This window comes from Mesorhizobium sp. M4B.F.Ca.ET.089.01.1.1 (assembly GCF_004022605.1).
Lineage (GTDB): Bacteria > Pseudomonadota > Alphaproteobacteria > Rhizobiales > Rhizobiaceae > Mesorhizobium > Mesorhizobium abyssinicae.
On record NZ_RZOS01001329.1, the window covers coordinates 1 to 500 of the forward strand.

2 pseudogenes are annotated in these 500 nt (G+C 65.8%); both read right to left on the reverse strand.

Going from position 1 to position 500, the window contains the following annotated elements:
* Nucleotides 1-215, reverse strand: a pseudogene (locus EN780_RS41200) (ABC transporter permease); the annotation flags it as partial.
* A pseudogene (locus EN780_RS37385) lies at nt 215-500 on the reverse strand (sugar ABC transporter ATP-binding protein); the annotation flags it as partial. The pseudogenes EN780_RS41200 and EN780_RS37385, both read right to left, overlap by 1 nt.

Below are 500 nucleotides of genomic sequence, written 5' to 3' on the forward strand. Positions count from 1 at the left end.
ATGTTGGCGATGTTGTCGGGGTTGAGGAACAGGATCTCGCCATGGCGCCTGGGCGAGAAGATGACGCCGCCGATCGCCACCAGCACGAGGCCGATCAGGCTCTGGAAGCGCACGATGATCGCCAGCGGATCGACGCGCCTCGCCGCCGGAGCAGCGGGTACCGAAGGGCTTGAAGCTGCCGGGCTGGCAGCCACCGAAATCTTCTGGTCCGACATCAGGCCTCCCTGCCGTTTGCCGCGGCAAGCACGGTGTGCTCGTCGACGCCGCCAATGAATTCCGCCACGTTGCGCCCCTGGCGCAGCACCACGATGCGGTCGCAAAGTCCAATCAGCTCCGGCATCTCGCTGGAGGCGACCAATATGCCGAGCCCCTGCGCCGCGAGTGCTCTCAGCCGCGCATAGATTTCGCCCTTGGCGCCGACATCGACGCCGCGGGTCGGCTCGTCGAGGAGCAAGAGCCGCGGATTGCCGAGAATTTCCTTGGCCAGCACCACCTTCTGC